This window comes from Amnibacterium flavum (assembly GCF_003097495.1).
Classification (GTDB): domain Bacteria; phylum Actinomycetota; class Actinomycetes; order Actinomycetales; family Microbacteriaceae; genus Naasia; species Naasia flava.
Genome location: NZ_QEOP01000002.1, coordinates 546,795 through 561,137, shown reverse-complemented (window position 1 = coordinate 561,137; position 14,343 = coordinate 546,795). Strand labels below are relative to the sequence as shown.

13 protein-coding genes are annotated in these 14,343 nt (G+C 68.0%); 7 read left to right on the top strand and 6 right to left on the bottom strand.

Features of this window, described 5'->3' with window-relative positions; genetic code table 11:
- Position 1: 1 nt before the first annotated feature.
- A complete protein-coding gene (locus tag DDQ50_RS10300) occupies positions 2-1,618 on the bottom strand; it encodes an ABC transporter substrate-binding protein (protein ID WP_165829779.1) in 1,617 nt (538 codons plus the stop codon).
- Between the two features lie 295 nt (positions 1,619-1,913).
- On the opposite strand from DDQ50_RS10300, the gene DDQ50_RS10295 reads away from it, so the two are divergent.
- Positions 1,914-2,486, top strand: a complete 573-nt coding sequence (locus DDQ50_RS10295) for a P-loop NTPase family protein (RefSeq protein ID WP_116756646.1) — start codon at positions 1,914-1,916, stop codon at positions 2,484-2,486.
- 332 nt (positions 2,487-2,818) lie between these two features.
- Positions 2,819-4,027 (top strand): RtcB family protein, encoded by a 1,209-nt coding sequence (locus DDQ50_RS10290; RefSeq protein ID WP_116756645.1) that lies wholly within the window; start codon positions 2,819-2,821, stop codon positions 4,025-4,027.
- Between the two features lie 61 nt (positions 4,028-4,088).
- On the opposite strand, the gene DDQ50_RS10285 is transcribed toward DDQ50_RS10290, so the two are convergent.
- From DDQ50_RS10285 to DDQ50_RS10270, 4 genes are read right to left on the bottom strand one after another with little or no spacing between them, the layout of a single operon-like run.
- On the bottom strand, positions 4,089-4,904 hold the full coding sequence (locus DDQ50_RS10285; protein WP_116756644.1) for an isoprenyl transferase: 816 nt from the start codon (positions 4,902-4,904) through the stop codon (positions 4,089-4,091).
- A complete protein-coding gene (recO, locus tag DDQ50_RS10280; protein ID WP_116756643.1) occupies positions 4,901-5,719 on the bottom strand; it encodes a DNA repair protein RecO in 819 nt (272 codons plus the stop codon). Before recO ends, DDQ50_RS10285 begins: the two co-directional genes overlap by 4 nt.
- Positions 5,720-5,772: 53 nt before the next feature.
- Complete coding sequence (locus DDQ50_RS10275) at positions 5,773-6,867, bottom strand: winged helix DNA-binding domain-containing protein (RefSeq protein WP_116756642.1); 1,095 nt, start codon at positions 6,865-6,867, stop codon at positions 5,773-5,775.
- A 35-nt stretch (positions 6,868-6,902) separates the two neighbouring features.
- Positions 6,903-7,283 carry a nuclear transport factor 2 family protein gene (locus DDQ50_RS10270; RefSeq protein ID WP_116756641.1) on the bottom strand — a complete coding sequence of 127 codons (381 nt, stop codon included), beginning with the start codon at positions 7,281-7,283 and terminating at the stop codon, positions 6,903-6,905.
- Between the two features lie 368 nt (positions 7,284-7,651).
- Here DDQ50_RS10270 and DDQ50_RS10265 point away from each other — a divergent pair, with 368 nt between their 5' ends.
- The 5 genes from DDQ50_RS10265 to DDQ50_RS10245 all read left to right on the top strand — a co-directional run bounded on the left by DDQ50_RS10265 (position 7,652) and on the right by DDQ50_RS10245 (position 12,026).
- Entirely contained in the window at positions 7,652-8,179 is a 528-nt protein-coding gene (locus tag DDQ50_RS10265) for an alternate-type signal peptide domain-containing protein (RefSeq protein ID WP_116756640.1), read from the top strand.
- A gap of 135 nt (positions 8,180-8,314) precedes the next feature.
- The gene (locus DDQ50_RS10260; protein WP_116756639.1) at positions 8,315-9,664 is read left to right on the top strand and encodes an RICIN domain-containing protein; all 1,350 of its coding nucleotides are present in this window, start codon (positions 8,315-8,317) and stop codon (positions 9,662-9,664) included.
- Positions 9,664-10,569 (top strand): hypothetical protein, encoded by a 906-nt coding sequence (locus tag DDQ50_RS10255; RefSeq protein WP_116756638.1) that lies wholly within the window; start codon positions 9,664-9,666, stop codon positions 10,567-10,569. Before DDQ50_RS10260 ends, DDQ50_RS10255 begins: the two co-directional genes overlap by 1 nt.
- Positions 10,566-11,219: a signal peptidase I gene (locus DDQ50_RS10250; RefSeq protein ID WP_116756637.1), complete on the top strand. Its 654-nt coding sequence runs from the start codon at positions 10,566-10,568 to the stop codon at positions 11,217-11,219. The genes DDQ50_RS10255 and DDQ50_RS10250 overlap by 4 nt, the downstream gene beginning before the upstream one ends.
- 156 nt (positions 11,220-11,375) lie before the next feature.
- Positions 11,376-12,026: a trimeric intracellular cation channel family protein gene (locus DDQ50_RS10245; RefSeq protein WP_116756636.1), complete on the top strand. Its 651-nt coding sequence runs from the start codon at positions 11,376-11,378 to the stop codon at positions 12,024-12,026.
- A 453-nt stretch (positions 12,027-12,479) separates the two neighbouring features.
- Here the strand turns inward: DDQ50_RS10245 and leuA are convergent, their stop codons facing one another.
- Positions 12,480-14,243, bottom strand: coding sequence for a 2-isopropylmalate synthase (gene leuA, locus DDQ50_RS10240; RefSeq protein WP_116756635.1), 1,764 nt, complete (start codon positions 14,241-14,243; stop codon positions 12,480-12,482).
- Positions 14,244-14,343 lie beyond the last annotated feature (100 nt).

Here is a 14,343-nt window from a genome sequence, read left to right as displayed (position 1 = left end):
GTCACTCTTTGGTGAGGTACTGCAGGCGGAGCTGTTCGGTGTTGTCCTTGGTCAGGCCCGACACCCCGTCCCGGACGACGAAGGTCCAGTTGGGGTTCCACACCGGGATGAACGGCATGTCGTCGTAGATCATCGCCTGGGCTTCGGCCGAGATGCTCTCCCGCTCGGTCTCGTCGAGAGTCTCGAAACCGGTCTGGATGAGGGCGTCCAGTTCGGCGTTGCCGTAGGTGGTGAAGTTGGTACCCGCCCCCGTTCCGACCAGCGACTTCATCTGGTAGAACGGGTCGGCTCCCCAGCCCAGGAAGTTGTTCAGGTACATCTGCAGCTCGCGGGCCCCGGTGCGCTGGGTGAACTCGGCGTCGGGCAGCGGGTTGATCTCGACGGTGATGCCGATGTCGGCGAGCGCGGACTGGATGAAGACAGCGGCACGGGCTTCGACACCCGATGACTGCTTGAACGAGAGCGTCGTGGTGAACTCGCCGACGCCCGCGTCCTCCAGCAGCTTCTTCGCCTCCTTGGCGTTCTGCGTGAACTCGCCGGCATCGTCGGAATGGGTGACCATGCCGTCGGGGATCACTCCGGTCGAGGCGCGAGCGTAGCCGTACATGACCTCGTCGACGAAGGTGTCGTAGGGCAGCGCCTTCGCGATCGCCTGTCGCACCAGCTTGTTGTCGAAGGGCGCGATGCTCGTGTTGAGTCCGAGGTACTCGAGCCGGTTCGACTCCTCCGACACCACGGTGAGTCCGTCGACGTCTTCGAGCTGGGCGACCTGGTCAAGGGGAAGACCCTGCGCCAGGTCGATCTCGCCGCTCTGCAGCAGCAGTGCGCGCTGAGCAGGGTCGGTGACGAACTGGATCGTCACTCCCCCGTTGTAGATCTTGTCCTTGTCGTAGTAGTTCGGGTTCGGCTTGAGCGTGATGCTCGTGGTCGGGTCGTACGACTCGACGATGTACGGTCCGGACGAGTTGTCGTTCTGACGGAACCACTCGGCGGCCCAGGGGTCGTCCGTCGTCGCGTTGGTCTCGCCCGACTCCTGCGACAGGATCCCGAAGGGCTGCATCGCGAGGAGCTTGTCAAGCAGCGGGGATGCGAAGGGCACGGTGATCTTGACGGTGAGGTCGTCGACCGCGACGAACTGGTCGGGGGTGGTGAGGCCCACCATCGGGTAGAGGACCTTGATGTAGCCGGGGCCCTGGAGACCGCGGGTGAGCGTCCACACCACGTCCTCCGCGGTGAGCGGCGACCCATCGGCGAAGGTGAGCCCCTCGCGGAGCTTGATCGTCAGCTCCTTGCCGTCTTCGGAGTACTCGTGGCTCTCGGCGAGGGCGTCGTCGAATTCGGTGCCGCCGATCTGGACGATGCCGCTCTTCTCGTACTTCTGCTCGATGACCTGCTCGACGAGACTGCCGGTCGTGACCATCGAGGCGGGTGTGCGCCACTGCTGAGGGTCGAGGATGTCGACGGAGCTGTCGAGACTGATGACCAGGGGCGTGTCGACGGCGCCTGCCGACTCCGCGGGCTGCGGGTCCGATGATGCGCATGCGGACAGCGCGATGCCGGCGATCAGGACAGCCGCGGTCGCGGCGACCCGGCGTCTGCGGGACGAAGAGGATGTCACTGTGGGGGCCTCCTGGCGAAGAGTTCCGGTCATGGACCGGGTGTGCGGTGCAGGACGTCTCGCCTCGGTGCGCGAGAGTCCAAGTCTTTCGACGTTGCCGAGAGGGAGCATCGGCACGGATCACAAGATCGGTGCCTGCACGATTGGTGCATTGCACTGCGCTGAACCCGCACAACACCCCGTCAGCACCCCGCCGGGCGACGGCGGCACGGTCCGGTGACACTGCCGAAACGCAGACGAAACACAGCACGCGGCGCCCGCCACGCACGACCTAGGCGTTCGCTACTGTGTGCCCATGCTCGGGGCTGACGATCCTCTTCCCGCCCGGCCGCAGCGGATCCTCGTCGTCGGCGTCTCGGGCGTCGGCAAGACCACGCTCGCGGGCCGGATCGCATCGGCGCTCGGCATCCCGCATACGGAGATCGACGCGCTCTACCACGGTCCGAACTGGTCGTACCGGGAGTCCTTCCTCGCCGAGGTGACGGCGCTCGCCGAGGGCGCGGCGTGGGTGACCGAGTGGCAGTACCGCACCGCGCGACCGATACTCCTGGCTCGCGCCGATCTGATGGTCTGGCTCGACCTCCCGATCCGGGTGACGCTGACCCGGCTGATCGTCCGGACGGTGCGTCGCCGCGTCCACCGCACCGTCTTGTGGAACGGCAACGTCGAGGGCCCGCTGTGGAAGTTCTTCACGGGTCGCGACCACATCATCCGGTGGGGCATCTCGACACGGGCCAAGTACAAGCGGATGGTGCCCGACCTCGAACGGCAGCCCGCGCACCCCGACGTCGTGCGTCTGGCCACGACCCGCGAGGTGGCCGCCTGGCTGGCCGGGCCCCTCGCGGCGGCCTCGGCCTCGGATCGGTGACGGCGCCGCTCGGGGATTGACAGGCGCTGCGCCAGCCCAGTAACTTCGCACGGTCGCGACGATCCCGTCGCGCCAGCCCCGAGCGGAGAGGAACAGGTCGTGGACGCGTATCAGGCGATGTCCGATCAGTTCCAACTCGGTCGCTCGCTCCGCGCGAGCCGCACGATCGAAACGCTCGTCTCCCTTCGGGACCGCACGGCCTGAGCCGTCGCACCCCGAGCCGGAGACGGTTCGGGGCACCCTCTCTCCCCTTCGTGGGCGATGTGTCGCACCGGACCGGTGGCACACGCAGTCCGGCATTCGTCGGACGCCTGATGAAGAGAGAAAGGAACATGCAGAAGATCAGCGAACGGCTGTGGAGCTGGGCGAGCATCCTCGAGGAGAAGACCCTCGAGCAGGCGCGCACCGCTTCGAAGATGCCGTTCATCTACCCCCACATCGCCCTGATGCCCGACGCGCACCTCGGCCGCGGCGCCACGGTGGGGTCGGTCATCCCGACCCTGCACGCGGTGATCCCCGCTGCCGTCGGTGTCGACATCGGCTGCGGCATGATCGCCGTGAAGACGCAGTTCACGCGCGAGCAGGTCGCGGGCCCGGCCACCGGCTCGACGCTGCGGGACCTGCGCGAGCAGATCGAGCGGGCGATCCCCCTGTCGGCGGGATCGAACAACCGCAAGGTCGTCGCGACCGCGGAGCCCTGCGTAGCCGAACTGGAGCGCCTCGCCGAGCAGAGCGGATTCGACCCCGCCTCCTACGCGGGCGCCTGGCGTCTTCAGCTCGGCTCCTTGGGCAGCGGCAACCACTTCATCGAGGTCTCGGTCGACGAGACCGACCGGGTGTGGCTGTTCCTGCACTCCGGAAGCCGGGGTATCAGCAACCGGATCGCGGGCTCCCACATCAAGGTCGCGCAGCGGCAGATGGAGAAGTACTGGATCTCCCTGCCCGATCCCGACCTGGCCTACCTCGTCGAAGGCACTCCGGAGTTCCACCGCTACATCGCAGAACTGCGGTGGGCGCAGCACTTCGCCCTGCTCAACCGCGAGGAGATGATGGACCGCGTCGTGCGTCAGCTCACCGAGCACATGGGTGAGCCGGTCGTGGAGGTGGAGCGGATCAACTGCCACCCTCCCTGTGCCGAGCGCGGCACATGGCCCCACTTCACCCAAAAGGAGAAGCACTTCGGCAAGGACGTCTGGCTCTCCCGCAAGGGGGCGATCTCGGCCCGCGAGGGCGAGCCGGGACTCATCCCCGGATCGATGGGCACGGCGTCGTACGTCGTCGAAGGACGCGGCAATGCTCCGTCACTGCAGTCCTCGCCGCACGGAGCCGGGCGGACCTACTCGCGGAGCGCGGCACGCAGGACCTTCACGGTCGAGCAGTTGCGCGAGGCGATGACGGGCATCGAGTTCCGCGACACTGACGCGTTCCTCGATGAGATCCCGGCCGCGTACAAGCCCATCGACCAGGTGATGGAGGACGCGTCCGATCTCGTCACGATCCGGCACACACTGCGCCAGATCGTCAATGTGAAGGGCGACTGATCCTGATCCCCTGTCCCGTCCGGCCACCGGGCGGGACAGGGTCGCGCCCGCCGGAGGCGGGTCAGAGGGTCGGCACGTCCGTGGGCGTGTCGACCGCTCCCCCGAACCGGCGATTGCGGCTCGCGTACTGCTCGATCGCGCCCCACAGCTGCTCACGGGTGAAGTCGGGCCACAGCGTGTCGAGGAACACCATCTCGGCGTAGGCGGACTGCCAGAGCAGGAAGTTGCTGGTCCGCTGCTCCCCCGAGCTGCGAACGAACAGATCCACGTCGGGCATGTCGGGCTGGTAGAGGTGCTTGGCGATCAGCTTCTCGGACACACCCGACGGCTTGACCCTGCCCGCCGCGACGTCCTCCGCGATGGCGCGAACGGCATCCGCGATCTCGGTGCGTCCGCCGTAGTTCACGCACATCGTCAGGGTGAGCACGTCGTTGCCCGCCGTCAGCTGCTCGGCGAACTGCAGCTCCCTGACGACGGAGCCCCAGAGCCGCGGCTTGCGGCCCGCCCAGCGCACCCGGACGCCCCATTCGTTCAGCTGATCCCGGCGACGGTGCAGCACGTCGCGATTGAAGCCCATCAGGAAGCGCACCTCGTCGGGCGAACGCTTCCAGTTCTCTGTGGAGAAGGCGTAGACGCTCAGATGCTTCACACCGATCTGGATGGCGCCCGCCACGACGTCGAGCAGTGACGCCTCCCCCGCCCGGTGCCCCTCGATCCGGGTGAGCCCCCGCCCGTTCGCCCAGCGCCCGTTGCCGTCCATGACGACGGCGACATGCTCGGGGACCGCTCCGCGGGGCAGCTCGGGCGGGTAGAGGCCGGTCCAGTCGATCGGACGGAACGGGACCGCATCGCGGTGGGTGAAGGGTTTGGGGCTCACTGAGCAGGGACCTCCGTGTTCGAGCGCTCTCGCTCGTCGTCATGCATCCGGTCGGCGCGCGCCGCACGCCCGGGGCGCTCGTCCCGCTCCTGCTGCCGGTCGACATGCTGAAGCGAGCGCAGTCCGCGCTCGAGATGCCATTGGGTGTAGGCGGCGACGACGCCACTGGCCTGCGACCTCGTGCGATCGTCGGCCGATTCCGCGTGGATCCAGTCTCCCGCGAGCAGAGCTCCGAGCAGTTCGACGACATCGAACTGCAGTCGGGGGGCTCCGGGAGGCGCGACCTCGTCGGCGACGACTCCGCCGAGCTGAACGACGAATGCGCTGTGCGGACCGGGCGCGCCGGTGACCGCGCAGTCCGCGAAGCTCGGCGCCCATCCGGCGATCGACAGGGCCCGGAGCAGGTAGGAGTCGAGGGTGAGGCTGGAACCGTGCTCGTTGCGCGACAGCGAACGGAGCGCCCCAACGAGCAGGAGGTACTGCTGCAAGGACCCCTCGGTCTCTGTGATGCGGTCGGCGGTCTCGACCATGGCATTCGCCGCGGTGTAGGCACCGTAGTCGCCGGCGATGGCGGCACCGTAGGAGGCCAGCGACTCGGCCTGGGTGATCACGTCGAGGCTGCGACCCTCGAAGAGCTGCACATCGACGACCATGAACGGCTCGAGTCGGGCCCCGAACTTCGACGAGGTGCGCCGGACGCCCTTGGCGACGGCCCGGATCTTGCCGTGCTGCCGCGAGAGCATCGTGACGATGCGGTCGGCCTCACCCAGCTTGTGGGTGCGCAGCACGACGGCTTCATCACGATAGACCGGCACCCCTCAAGTATCCGGCCTGCCGAGGTGTTCCTGCTGATTCCCGGCCGCACCGCTCACTCTGCGGGAAGACCGAAATCCTCGACCCGAGCTATCTGCCGGTCGAGTTCGTCGGCATCGATCGGGGGTGCGTCGTCCCAGAGCTTCGCTTCCACGCGGCCCTTGCGCATGGTCCAGGTGCCCGCGATCCTTCCGCCGCACACGATCGTCGCCGCGAAGAGACCGTTCGACGTCGTCCACCGGGAGGCATTCGCGGGATCGACCGAGAGCGTGCGGTCCTTGTAGCCGAGGAGCAACTCGTCGAAGGCGGGGAGCAGCAGCACGGGCGGCGGTTCGTCCAGCGGCGCCGACTCGACCTCCGGACTGACCCACATGGGTCCGGACTCGGATTCGATTCGCACGACGGAGCCGGCAGCCTCCGCGGCGGCGAACGCCCGCTTCAGCTCGGTCAGCGTCAGCATCGTCCACCACCCGAGATCGGCGACGGTCGCGGGTCCGTGCCCGACGATGTAGCGCGACACGAGTTCGGCCAGCGCCTCTTCGCCCTCGAGGTCGCGGGGCGGGCCGATCCATTCGTCGACGAGGACGAGCTTCGATTCCCGGGCATCGGTCGGGGGCCCGAACACGATCGTGCCCGTCTGGCTGAGATACCAGATGGAGTGGTAGCTCCATCCGCTGCGCATCTCGATCCCCGCGCGTTCGAAGGCGGCGATGAGTTCCGCTCGGGTCAGGGCGTTGCCCCCGCGCAGCTCGGCCACCGCGATGCCCCGCATGCGCTCGAGCATCTCGATCGACAGGCCCAGGAAGTCGCGACGCCTGTCGGCACCTCTCAGCGCACGAGGATTCGTGAGTCGCTGCAGCCAGCCGATGTCCTCGGCCGGAACGACATGGACCGTGCCGCGCATCGGCCAGGACCTGACGATGAGGCCCTCCGCGAAGGCCGCCTGCACGCTCTCCTTCGTCACCCCGGCCCGCAGGCCGAGCGCCCAGAGCGCGGCGACCGGATCCTGCCCCTGAAGCGCGAGCAGCCGTCGCGCCGCATCGGCGACCGCGGACGTGCGAATCTCTCGACCCGACGGTTCAGGAGGCGCGATCAGCCCCTGCGATCGGAGACGCATCGAGAGCAGATCGCGCGCGCCGACCACGGACATGCTGATCTCCCGCGAATTCAGACGACCGTCTCGCCTCAGGCGGCGACCGGCGCCGCTTTCGCTGCTTCGAGGGACTCGAAGCGCAGGATGCTCGAGATCTCCCCATCACGCAGCCCGAACGCGGTGTACAGGCGCGAGGGCGCAGCATCGGGATTGAAGTCGGCGCTCCCGGGCCAGGTGACCTCCTGCGCCACCACGATGCCGCCGGGGATGTCGTACGCCTCTTTGGGCATGAGGCGGATACCCGATGTCTCGACCCACGCTCGCAGCTCGTCACGCCCGTGCGATCCGCCCTCAGGGCCGCCGAGAACCACGTCCTCGGTGCACGCCGCAGCCGCGGCCTCCGAATCACCCGCATTGACGGCCACGTGCCAGACGACGATCACGGAGTCGAGGGTCGATGTCACGAGTGCCATGGGACCAGGGTCCTACAGCACGAGCTTCGCCGCTACCGCCATTTCATGAAGTCCGCTCAGAGGCCCTCCGGAAAATCTATTCACGCGTATCGACCGTACGTAGACAGACCTGTGTAGTCCCCCACGGGGTCCCCCAAATCACGTTTTTCGCTCGAATGCTAGCTTTGATCAGGTATTTTGCAAATACGGCAGGCGTTCTATCCCCTGCAAGAGTGCCCCCCATTCTGGGTGTTTGTCCCCTCTTGTCCCCCAAGATGAGGACCGGCATGATCTTTCTCGGGGGACATGAAGAACACCGATTGCCCCGGACAACGAAAACCCGAACAGCCGGTTCAGATCCGGCAGATCCCGAGCAAGAGGAACACCCAATGAACAAGCTCATGAAGGCAGCTGTCGCAGGCGCCGCTGGCATCGCACTCCTCGCTGGAGGCGCCGGCACGTTCGCCGTCTGGAACTCGACCGCCTCCATCGGCAGCAACGCCACCGTCTCGAGCGGAAACCTGTCGCTCACCGCCAACACCGACGGTGTCTGGAAGGCCGGCACGACGACCCTGACCTCGGCTCAGCTCGCCGCGTACCGCCTCATCCCCGGCAAGACCCTCACCTACACGCAGACGCTCAACATCGTCGCGACCGGTGACGGCCTCACCGCTGCCCTGACCAACAGCGGCCTCACCGCCACCGGAACCATCGCCGGCGTCACCCCGACCATGGCCGTCACCTCGACGAGCAGCAACGTCACCGTGAGCGGCAACAACGTCACCGTGGCCTCCGCTTCCTCCGCCGCGACCGTCACCGTGACGATCACCGTCGCGCTCCCCGAGTCGGCCACCACCGGCCAGAGCAGCTCGACCACGCTCAACGCACCGACCTTCACGCTCACCCAGACGGTCTGATCCGTCAGCTGAGGTCGGCGCCTCCACCCCCTTGCGGCGCCGACCCCAGCAGCTCACCCCCGGGTGGGCACACCAGGTCTTGGACACCTAGCGAATCCGAGCACCTAGCAGCACGAGCCGTAGAGGGAAACGAGCATGACCACGAAACGCCACGCATCACCGGGCCGCACCGCGGCCTGGTGGACGGCGATCATCGGGGTCGTGCTCGTTTCCGTTCTCGCCAGCACCTCGGGCACCTACGCTCTCTGGAACAGCACCGCGAAGCCCCTCGCGGGCGGCGCGACCATCACCACGGCGACCCCGGCCGTCACCATCACGGGATTCAACTCCGCCGGCGGTACCTATTCGACCGTCGGGACCGTCAAGACCGTGCCCGTCACCGTGAAGAACACCGGTGACGCCACCCTCTCCACCACCGCCATCGTGCCGACGCTCGCCTCCGGCACCGCCACCGCAGCGGGTGCGTTCGACGTCGTCCGCTGGGGTCCGGTCAGCGCCACCACCGAATGCACCGCGAGCGCACAGCCCGCCAGCTACACCAACGGCAACTACGCCACGGTGCTCAAGTTCTCGGTCGCCAGCCTCGCTCCCGGGGCGTCGGCGTTCTACTGCGTGCGCACCAAGCTCACCACCGCTACCAGCGGAAGCGCCAACATCAGGCTCACCGCAACCGGCACGGTGTCCACCAACTGGAAGGCCACCGCGACCAACACCGCGGCCTTCGTCGCGCAGGCCGGTGACACGACGGCACCTGCCGCCCCGTACGAGCCCTGGACGCCGTGGACCACCAACATCACGGGCACCACGATCGGCCTGGGTTGGAGTGCTGCGACCGACAACGTCGGCGTCACCGATTACGAGATCTACCGCAATGGAGCGCTCGTCGGAACCTCGGGCGGAGCAACGACCTACACCGACCGCTACCTGCGGCTCGGCACGACGTACACCTACACGGTGCGGGCACGCGACGCGGCCGGGAACTTCTCGGCCATGTCGCCGAGTGTGAGCGGCACGACCGCCTCGTGGCTCGATATGAACGAGTCCTACCGCATCAACAACATCGGCAGCGGGCTCTGCATCTCCATCGACGCCTTCACCAACGGCAGCGCCATCCGCCAGCAGCCCTGTGGCGCGAACGGCGTCGACAAGCAGACGTGGAAGTTCGCCGACACGAACACCGGCAACAACAGCTACTCGATCATGCCGCGCAACGGCAGCCCCATCGGTCTCGACGTGAACCTCGACTGGAACGCGGCACGCGGAATGGACGACTGGAACCCCGTGATCGGGTGGAGCTACGGCGCCTCGACCAACCAGCAGTGGAAGGTCGAGCAGACCACCCAAGGCGTCTACCGCATCGTCTCGGTCCTGAGTGGGAAGTGCCTCGACGTGCCGAACGCGAGCGCAGACGCCAACGTGGCTCTGATCCAGTACACCTGCAACGGCACGAACGCGCAGAACTTCACGCTGACGGCGGTGCCGTGATGAGCTGGCGCGAAGGTCAGAGGATCGCGGTCTACAGCATCACGACTGTCTGTTTCGCGCTCGCCTCTCTCACGGCAGCCGCCCCGGCCGATGCGGCATCGGAACCACTGCTGGTCAGCACCGATGGCAGCACCTGGAGCCCCGCGATCAGCGAAGGGCTGTTCTCCGGGGATCTCCGCGTCATCCCGGGCGGCGAGTACACCCGCACGTTCTGGGTGATGAGCAACGTCGACGGCGCCCTCGATCTCACGGTCGACGTGTGCGGTGTGACCGCATCCGACCCGGACTTCGCGGCGTCCGTCTCGCTCGCCTCCGCAACCGCGACGACGCCGGTCGGTTCGCCCGTCGCGCTCGGCAGCGTGACGAGCGCCGACGGATGCGCGCTCATCCTGCCTGCCGAAGCCCTCAGCGACGGCGTCGCCCTTCCCGTCGACGTGACCCTGCGGATGGCAGCCGACTCGTCCAGCGTGACGACGGCGGACGCGAGCATCGGCTTCGAGATCCGCGTGCAGCTGACCGAATCGATCGATGGACCCGCCGACGGCTCGGGCGGCTCCGGGCTGCCGGGTGGACCGTCCGGCGGATCCGGCGCAGGCTCGACGAACGGCTCGAGCTCGACCGGCACCGGCGGTGCGCGCACCCCGGTCGCCTACTCGGTGACGGTGCCCGGCGGCGGACTCGGCGAGGTCGAGACGCGCGCCTTCCCCGCCGAAACCGACCCGTCGACCTATTCTGACTTCGGCGACGCCGGGCGCGGAACGTTCACCGAGGTGGCACTGCAGCCCGCCACCATCGGGGGGATCGCCATCCTCATCGGCATCCTCGCCGCATTCATGCTCCTGTTCGTCGGCCACAGCGCCCGCACCCGCAGGCACGACCCGGAAGACCTGGACGACACACCATGACGCGAGACACGGAGCGGAAAGAGCGCTCGGTCTGGCAGTACCTCGGCACCGGTCTGAGCGCCGGTCTGCTCGCGCTCGTCGTCGGGCTCGGCCTCGCCGTCGTCGTCGTGCCGCAGATCGCCGGGGCCACCCCGCTCACCGTCCTCACCCGGTCGATGGAGCCCACCCTTCCTCCCGGCACTCTGGTCGTCGTCAAGCCGACACCCGTCGACGACATCGTCATCGGCGACGTGATGACCTATCAGATCGAGTCCGGCAAGCCCGATGTCATCTCGCATCGCGTGATCGAGATCCAGAGCGGCTCAGACGGGCTGCGCACGTTCATCACGAAGGGCGACAACAACGACGCCGCCGACGAGCCGGTGATCGAGGCTCAGGTCAAGGGCACCGTCTGGTACAGCATCCCCCTCATCGGATACGTGAGCACCAACATCGTCGGCGCCGGCCGGTCGTGGATCATCCCGGTCGCCGGAGCAGCACTGCTCGCCTACGCCGCACTCATGCTGACCCTCGGCCTCCTGGGCCGACGCAAGCGGGGCAAGCGCGGCCGCCGCGCCGCCGAGGTGCCCGCGGGGTCGCGTTCCACCCCGCGCCCGGCTGCAGCCGAGAGCGCTGCCGACGGCGCGCTCCCCCGCGTCCGCCGGCACTGAGCGCCGCCTCTGCCAGGACGCTCTCGACCGGCGTCCTCACGCGCGGCGTCCCGGCAGACGGAATTGCCGGGGCGGCCTCAGCGTTGTGCCGGAGTTCGTCCTGGGCTAGGCGCCCTCCGTCCGACCACTCGACCGCCGCACCGAAAAGGAATTACGATGACGCCGAGCTTCTCGATCCCGTTGTGGACCGACCTGCTGGCCGTCGCCATCGGCGGGGTGCAGGGCGCGCTCTACGCCAGCCAGTTGCGCGAACGTCGCCTCGACCTTCTCGGGGTCGCGATCGTCGGAACGGCGACGGGCCTCGGCGGAGGACTGCTCCGCGACATCTTCCTCGGCGTCCCGCCCGTGGCGTTCGGCTCGAACTGGTACCTGCCGGTCGCGGTCGCCGCGGCGATCGTCGGCATGCTGCTGCAGCAGGTCTTCTCCCGACTGGACTTCACGATCACCGCTCTCGACGCGCTGACGATCGGTCTGTTCGGGGCGATCGGCACCTCGAAGGCGCTGTCGCTCGGGCTCCCGGTGATCCCCGCGGTGTTCATCGGGACGGTCTCGGCCGTCGGCGGCGGCGTCGTGCGGGATCTGCTGCTCGGGCTGCCGGTGGCGCTGATGCATGTCGGCTCGTTGTACGCGGTGGCGGCCGGTGTCGGCACCGTCCTGCTGGTGGCGGTCGAACGGTTCGGCGCCCCGATCCAGGTTGCGGCGATCGTCTGCGTCGTGGCGACGACGGCCATCCGTCTGCTCGCCGTCCGCTACGGCTGGAGCCTCCCGGAGCAGCGAGCCCTCGCCGCCCGTCAGCCCCGCCGCTGACCCGGCCCCCGTCGGACGGCGAACGCCCGCGACGACGGGCGTTCCGGGCGAGCCCTCGCCGCCCGTCAGCCCCGCCGCTGACCCGGCCCCCGTCGGACGGCGAACGCCCGCGACGACGGGCGTTCCGGGCGAGCGCGCACGTTCCGGCCGGCCCCACCCGCCGCAACGTGCGCGCGAAGACGTACGAACTCCGATCCACATGAGCTGGGATATTCCGGGCGCGAACGCACTGGGCCCATCGGGCGCCACCTGCCCGGGGGAATACGTCGTGCGCAATGTCCGGAACAGACAGTCTCGGCGCGACGGGCGCGCACGTTCCGGGCAGCGGGGCCGGCCGCAACGTGCGCGCTCGCCCGGAGCGCCCAGCTCAGGGGGTGGGTGTTGCCGGTTTTTGCGTCGGAGTCCCCGGCACCGTGCCGGGGGCTTCAGTGCGTTATGCCCGGAATTTCCGATCTAGGCGAGGGCCAGAGTCACCTGGTCGGTGATGTCGGCTCGGATGGCGCGGTTGACGCTCGAGACGATCGCCTTCAAGGAGGCGACACCGCTGTCAGCGTCGATGCCGACGCCCCACAGGCGCTTGCCCATGACCTCGAGTTCGACATACGAAGCCGCCAAGGCGTCACCGGACGCCGACATGGTGTGCTCCACGTAGTCGTACAGCTTCACCTCGACGCCCTGTTTCGACAGCACGTCGAGGAACGACGCGATGGGCCCGTTCCCGGTGCCCTCGACCTCGACCACGTCGTCTCCCACGCGCAGCAGACCGTTCAGCGTCACGACGCCCGTCATGTCGCTCGCGGTGCGGATGCGCTGCAGCTCGAAGCGTCCCCACTTGTCGGCCTCGATCTCGGCCGGCAGGTACTCGTCGCGGAAGACAGCCCAGATCTGGTCGCTCGTGACCTCGCCGCCCTCTGCATCGGTCTTGGCCTGCACGACGCCCGAGAACTCGATCTGCAGGCGGCGGGGCAGGTCGAGCGAGTGGTCGGCCTTCAGCAGGTACGCGACACCGCCCTTGCCGGACTGCGAGTTGACGCGGATGACGGCCTCGTAGGAACGGCCCAGATCCTTCGGATCGACGGGGAGGTACGGGACCGCCCATTCGGTGTCCTCGATCGAGACGCCGTTCGCCAGAGCGGTGGCCTCCATCGCCTCGAAGCCCTTCTTGATGGCGTCCTGGTGGCTGCCGCTGAACGCGGTGTAGACCAGGTCGCCCGCCCACGGGCTGCGCTCGGGCACCCGCAGCTGGTTGCAGTACTCGGCGGTGCGGCGGATCTCGTCGAGATCGGAGAAGTCGATCTGCGGGTCGATGCCCTGGGTGAAGAGGTTGATGCCCAGCGCGACCAGGTCGACGTTGCCGGTGCGCTCACCGTTGCCGAACAGGCATCCCTCGATGCGGTCCGCCCCGGCGAGGTAACCCAGTTCGGCGGCCGCGATCGCGGTTCCGCGGTCGTTGTGCGGGTGCAGCGAGAGCAGCACGTTCTCGCGGTGCGCGAGGTGCCGGTTCATCCACTCGATCGAGTCGGCGTACACGTTGGGCGTGGCCATCTCGACGGTGGCCGGCAGGTTGATGATGACCTTGCGGTCGGGGGTGGGCTCGAAGATCTCGAGCACCTGGTTGCAGATGTCGACGGCGAAGTCGAGCTCGGTGCCGGTGTAGCTCTCAGGCGAGTACTCGTAGTAGACGGTCGTGCCGGGGATGGTCTTCTCCATCTCGCGGCAGAGCCGGGCGCCGTCGAGAGCCAGGTCGATGATGCCCTGACGGTCGGTGCGGAACACCACATCGCGCTGCAGGACGCTCGTCGAGTTGTACAGGTGCACGATCGCCTGCTTGGCACCCTCGAGCGACTCGTAGGTGCGCTTGATCAGGTGCTCGCGCGCCTGGGTCAGAACCTGGATCGTGACGTCGTCGGGGATCGCGCCGTCCTCGATGAGCTGGCGGACGAAATCGAAGTCGGTCTGACTGGCCGACGGGAAGCCGACCTCGATCTCCTTGTAGCCCATGCGCACGAGCAGGTCGAACATGATGCGCTTGCGCTCGGGGCTCATCGGGTCGATGAGCGCCTGGTTGCCGTCACGCAGGTCGACGGCGCACCAGCGCGGCGCGACCGTGATGGTCTTGTCGGGCCAGGTGCGGTCGGGCAGCTCGACTCGGAACTGCTCGGTGTACGGGCGGTAGCGGTGCACCGGCATCGCAGAGGGCTTCTGGGTGTTCTTCATGGTCTGTAGGTCTCCTCGAGAGCTGGATCATCCCGCGCTCATCGGCACGAAGATGCAGGCGTCGCGCGACTCCGCGACGGGGAGGCCTGTTTGAGAACTA

Bases quoted from the DNA above. Each gene is read 5' to 3' on its own strand.
- DDQ50_RS10295 (WP_116756646.1), top strand. From the start codon at position 1,914: ATGCTCGGGGCTGACGATCCTCTTCCCGCCCGGCCGCAGCGGATCCTC.
- DDQ50_RS10290 (WP_116756645.1), top strand. From the start codon at position 2,819: ATGCAGAAGATCAGCGAACGGCTGTGGAGCTGGGCGAGCATCCTCGAG.
- DDQ50_RS10275 (WP_116756642.1), bottom strand. From the start codon at position 6,867: ATGTCCGTGGTCGGCGCGCGCGATCTGCTCTCGATGCGTCTCCGATCG.
- DDQ50_RS10270 (WP_116756641.1), bottom strand. From the start codon at position 7,283: ATGGCACTCGTGACATCGACCCTCGACTCCGTGATCGTCGTCTGGCAC.
- DDQ50_RS10265 (WP_116756640.1), top strand. From the start codon at position 7,652: ATGAACAAGCTCATGAAGGCAGCTGTCGCAGGCGCCGCTGGCATCGCA.
- DDQ50_RS10260 (WP_116756639.1), top strand. From the start codon at position 8,315: ATGACCACGAAACGCCACGCATCACCGGGCCGCACCGCGGCCTGGTGG.
- DDQ50_RS10255 (WP_116756638.1), top strand. From the start codon at position 9,664: ATGAGCTGGCGCGAAGGTCAGAGGATCGCGGTCTACAGCATCACGACT.
- DDQ50_RS10250 (WP_116756637.1), top strand. From the start codon at position 10,566: ATGACGCGAGACACGGAGCGGAAAGAGCGCTCGGTCTGGCAGTACCTC.
- DDQ50_RS10245 (WP_116756636.1), top strand. From the start codon at position 11,376: ATGACGCCGAGCTTCTCGATCCCGTTGTGGACCGACCTGCTGGCCGTC.
- leuA (WP_116756635.1), bottom strand. From the start codon at position 14,243: ATGAAGAACACCCAGAAGCCCTCTGCGATGCCGGTGCACCGCTACCGC.